We start from the raw sequence: 4733 nt of genomic DNA, 5'->3' as shown, positions 1-4733 counted from the left end.
GTAGAGCACTGCAGGACGACGCTTCACGTCGCCGTGCTCGTCTGGAGAAAGCTGAGCCAAAGCCGGCGGAGAAGTTCGTTCTAACGCGAGTGTTCGACCGCAACCCTGACGTAATTGCCGAAGTACTCTACCGAGCTGCCGGTACGTGCGAATCCTGCAATTCCAAGGCTCCTTTCAGCCGGAGGTCGACAGGTGAACCTTATCTCGAAGTTCACCATGTTGTGCCTTTGGCCAAAGGAGGCGACGACACAGTCTCGAACGCGATAGCAGTCTGCCCAAACTGCCATCGAGAGCAACATTACGGCTGACCGTGCCGATGCGGTCCTGATTCGAACAGCGGTGCCTTGTACTAGGTGTGAACCCTCGAATCCCCAGATGTGACCAAACGACGCTCCACCCAATCCAGCTCATCCGGTGTCAGCCACATCTTGTAAGGCACCACAGCTCGCACTCGTTCGAGCATCGCGGAAGACGTGGGGCCGTTGCCTGACCCGCGGGTTGCGACGATGGCTCGGAGATGGCAGACCGGTGCCTCACAGGTTTGCCACCGCTCATATCGCTCGGCACCCGTCTCCCCGGTGTCATACGTCCCGTCAGGAAGCTTGCGAGCGCATAACTTAGGCGGTGTGCCGGGGAGTACCGCTGGAAAATATCGATGGGGGAAGTCTTTTGGGGACTTGCTTCTGCTGTTCCATGTCACGCTCCAAAGCTCGTGCGAGCAAGAGACCATTGGCGCGCTGAGGGACCGGTGAAGGGTCGAGCCGATGCCAAGGGAAAGAGCTGCTGCTCAAAGCTGGGTTGGAGGTTTGCTGCCGAGGTGTAGTTCTACTTCTAGTGGCAGCCGGTGGCGCGCTGGGAGGCACACTGCAATATTAGTCGGTGGGGAAGCCGAGGAGGGAAAGGCGAGGTTAGTGGCGGCGGGCTCCGGGGTTGGGGAGTTATTCCGGATTTCTCGCCAGGAGTTGGGTTGTGTATGTAGCATTTTTGGGAAAAATGCTTATTTCATGCTATACCATCAAGGTCGGTTTCCGGCTGTGTGGCGTGGAGTGTCGCAGGATTATCGATTTGCGAGGCCGATTCGCACTCCTGGTTTGTGGGTAATAAGGCGCGGGATTTTGCGGGGTGCGAGAAATCCAACGAACTAGTTTATTTTGCACAAGAAATCCAGCGTTATACATGGCCAAGCACAGCATCGCAATAGATGACCTGGTTGCCGCTGGATGCTTCGCCGCAACGACTCCGATTTCCAGCCAGAAGGTCCGCCCGGTTCGCTTCAGAGACGCCGCGGGCCATAGCAGGGATGGCCACGGTGACTTACCCGAATGGCTTCAGCGCGCGGTCTATGCTGGCCAGACCACGGACCATTTCAGGGTTTCGTGAGCGCGGAAGTATGGCTAGCAGCCACCATAGTTCTTACGGTCGCTAGCAGTAATTGTGTACGTGCTACCTGACAAAATTACAGCCCGATTTCGACTCCTGGGTCTACGATTTCAAAAAACTGTCGGATTTGGTCAAGGCAAGGGGAGATATTTTCGTCACGGAAGAGCATGCTGTACCTGGTCAGTCCCAAAAACAGCTCTACCTCAAGCCGAGGTAGCCTTCCGCATGCAGCGCAGTGCGAGCCAGGTCCGCATTCCGGGCAAGCGAGCACTGCCCCTTACCGACAGGCATTGTGCTGCTCGCCAGCGGGTTCGTTTGGAGGTCCATTACTAGCGCTCCTCAGGCGCTTTCCATGAGCGAAATCGCTCAAGGGCGTCTGCACTGCCAATAAGCTCTCGAGCGCGCCTTAGTCGCTCGAGCATCTCGTTTTTCTTCTCTTCGCTCAAGTCTCGCAATCTCTGTTTGGCATCAAGGAAGAACTCTGCCAATCGCCTCGACTCGGCCCAGCTTTCAATGATTTGGAGGAGCTCATCCTTACTGTCCTTCAACGCCTTCGCCGCTCGCTTTTCCTCTTCTTCTCGGCCCCATTGCTCACGTTGAGCCTCCCAGCGCTGATGCTCAAGCTCAGCCAGCCGCTCGCCCTCCGCAGCTAACCTAGCGACCTCGGAAGACGATTGCCTCAGCTCCTTCACGATGACTGGAATGAGAGCAGTAATGTCACGGCCCGGCTTCTCCCGCCACTGCCTACTCCACTCCGCACGCCAATATGGAGAGTAGGCCTGCAAGCAAAGGCGGCCGGTTGGCAAATCTTGTTTGCTGGTCCATCCATGGTCAGAAACGTAACGTCCCCGCTTCGGAGGAACGTACTCACTGAGTCGCACGTATTCACCGTTGACGTACCTCACCTCGACCTCTTCGGACATCTCAATAATTGTGAGTCCGATGGCCACTGTACCGATGTAGACAACCGTGCAGCGTCCTGGTGACCATCGGTCACGACGACTATGGTCCTTCCGAGGTACTTCCCGCTCATCGAAGTCCCTTCGCGTGAGACGCTCTCCATGGGGCGCGATGACAACGCGATAGCCCTCGTCCTCCAAGGCGAGGAACACTTCATTTGCAAACGAAAGAGCCTTATCAAGGCCTGTCTTAGTGGCGACTATGTCGACAAGCAACCTCTTTCTTGGCTTGAGGTATCCCACGCCATAAGCCGTTCTGGCTTCTTCGAAGATTGCTTTGGCTCCGGTTATTAGGGCATGGTCGGTGTTAGTCCGCTTGATGCGCGTGGCCCGCCTGTTAGGCCTGTCCGAAGGCGGCTTCGGAAGTGGGAGCTTCGTTTCCCACTGAGCGTCGCCACGAGCCCACGCGAGTTCGTCCCCGGGACGAGCATCGGGCAGTCTTGGCTTAGCAGGGGCCTTCCCAACGGCCAACTTTGCCCAATATCCGCGCGCTGGGCGTGGCACGTTGAGCAGTGTGCATACCCTGGCCATGTAGCTAGATGACACTCCGAAACTAGCAGCTACTTTCAGCATCGGTTCAGCCCAGACGAGTTGGTAGAGCGATTCGCGGCTCATAACACCGGGAACTGCATCTGAACCTGTGTCATGGGAGCCGTCGGGAATATTGTGTTCATCCATGATTGAGACGCGCGTGGATTATCGGATGAGCGCACTAAACATGGCCTGGCCGCATGAGGAGGCCAAAAGCGAATCGACTGGGCGAAGCATGCTCCTCAGCGGCTGAAGGGGAGCATCGAAGCAATTCTGGGCCAACGCTGCATGCTGTCGGGACCGCAGGYAGCGCTCTCTTGCGCTATCTCCGGCCGGTCAAAAAGTCCTGCCAGTGCCGCAAAGTATAAACTGGGTCGTTGGTCAGGTTATGCTTTATTGCCCGATATGGAAAATCGTGCTTTCCCATGCACTGGTAGTAGTTTGCAAGGTTCTGCTCAGGGCGGCCCCTAACGTGGACAAAAAGCCGGCTCGACTGGCCGGCTTTGACATCAGGCTTGCAGGGGCAATGGGCCGCTGAACCATCTGCGACTTGTCAGGTCGCTCTGAGTTTTCTGGATTTCACTCAAACGAGAAACGCGCTGAAGTGCGCTACCTGGCTATTGGGTACAAGTAACGGTACAAAGCACGCTCCGTTGCTTGCAAGCCAATAAGCGCGATGCCGGCCGCCCATATCGCCGCCGAAATCAGCGCCATCCTTGAGGACGAGCGTTATGCCGGGCGCACCATTGGAGTGGTCTCCCTTCTTGGGATGGAACAGGCCARGTTTATCGACGCGATGGTGCGGGAGCGTTGTTCCGCTTCCGAATTACTGCGGCGCGAATTTGATTGCGGAGACGCGCGTACCTTCCAAGGTAGCGAGCGCGACATCATGTTCCTGTCGATGGTGGCCGACCCCGAACGTTGCCACCCGCTCTCGGGCAATGCCTACAACCAACGCTTCAACGTGGCTGCCAGCCGCGCCCGCGACCTCATGTATCTGGTCCGCTCTGTGACGGCGGAGCAAATCTCGGACAAGGACATCCGGATGACTTTGCTCGAGCACTTCAGCACGCCTAAGGTCGTCCACGAAGTGGATGACCAGGAGGGCCTCATCAAGCTGTGCGAATCCGGATTCGAACGCGAGGTGTTCACGATGCTCTTGCAGCGTGGCTATCGCGTCATCCCCCAGGTTAAGAGCGGCGCGTACCGACTGGACATGGTGGTCGAGGGCGCCAACGACGCGCGCCTGGCTATCGAATGCGACGGCGACGCTTACCATGGCCCAGAACGCTGGGCCAGCGATATGAATCGACAGCGTATTCTCGAGCGCGCGGGCTGGACATTCTGGCGTTGCTTCGCTTCGACCTGGTGCTTGCGTAAGGAGGAGGTGTTCGCGGAGCTAGTTGAGCGGCTGACAGCGATGGGCATTGAGCCCATTGGTGCCATGGCTGTACCGTCCCGTTTGGTCGAATCTCGTACGTGGGTGCTCTCAGTCGCAACCCCTGACGCTATTGCTGGAGTCGTCGACGCTGCCATTGTGGCCGCCAAGCAGAAGGAAGCCGCCGTGGAGCAGCCACAATGAAGGAAAAATGCGAGAGGTGTGGTTGCTCGCCCCGTGCACCACGCCGTCGCTGCTCCCAGTGCGGCAAGCGTGTTTGCGTGAGCAACTGCTGGTCTAGGAGCAGCAAGACTTGCACGTCGTGCGCGCCCGACCGCGACACAACAGATTCAGAGAGAAGCGGGCTACGCTGCAAAGTCTGCAAGACGTCGCTCAAGCCGGCTGATAGCAGGTGTCCTAAATGCTTCTGGCTGGTGATTTGAGCACAAGGACGTGAATAACAAGAATAGGGGATAGGGTGTCAT

Annotated in this window: 4 protein-coding genes; 3 read left to right on the top strand and 1 reads right to left on the bottom strand. The window is 57.5% G+C overall.

Annotated features, from left to right (window positions below):
- Positions 1–89 precede the first annotated feature (89 nt).
- Positions 90–308 (top strand): HNH endonuclease, encoded by a 219-nt coding sequence (locus AC1DKD_RS39305; protein WP_477144570.1) that lies wholly within the window; start codon positions 90–92, stop codon positions 306–308.
- A 1124-nt stretch (positions 309–1432) separates the two neighbouring features.
- Positions 1433–1597: an OST-HTH/LOTUS domain-containing protein gene (locus AC1DKD_RS39300; protein WP_441634442.1), complete on the top strand. Its 165-nt coding sequence runs from the start codon at positions 1433–1435 to the stop codon at positions 1595–1597.
- A 112-nt stretch (positions 1598–1709) separates the two neighbouring features.
- Here the strand turns inward: AC1DKD_RS39300 and AC1DKD_RS39295 are convergent, their stop codons facing one another.
- Complete coding sequence (locus tag AC1DKD_RS39295) at positions 1710–3017, bottom strand: hypothetical protein (protein ID WP_441634440.1); 1308 nt, start codon at positions 3015–3017, stop codon at positions 1710–1712.
- 529 nt (positions 3018–3546) lie between these two features.
- On the opposite strand from AC1DKD_RS39295, the gene AC1DKD_RS39290 reads away from it, so the two are divergent.
- The gene (locus tag AC1DKD_RS39290; RefSeq protein ID WP_477144569.1) at positions 3547–4452 is read left to right on the top strand and encodes an AAA domain-containing protein; all 906 of its coding nucleotides are present in this window, start codon (positions 3547–3549) and stop codon (positions 4450–4452) included.
- Positions 4453–4733 lie beyond the last annotated feature (281 nt).

The sequence above is a fragment of the Cupriavidus sp. 05T313 genome (assembly GCF_056396665.1).
This window is presented reverse-complemented; position numbering and strand designations above follow the sequence as displayed.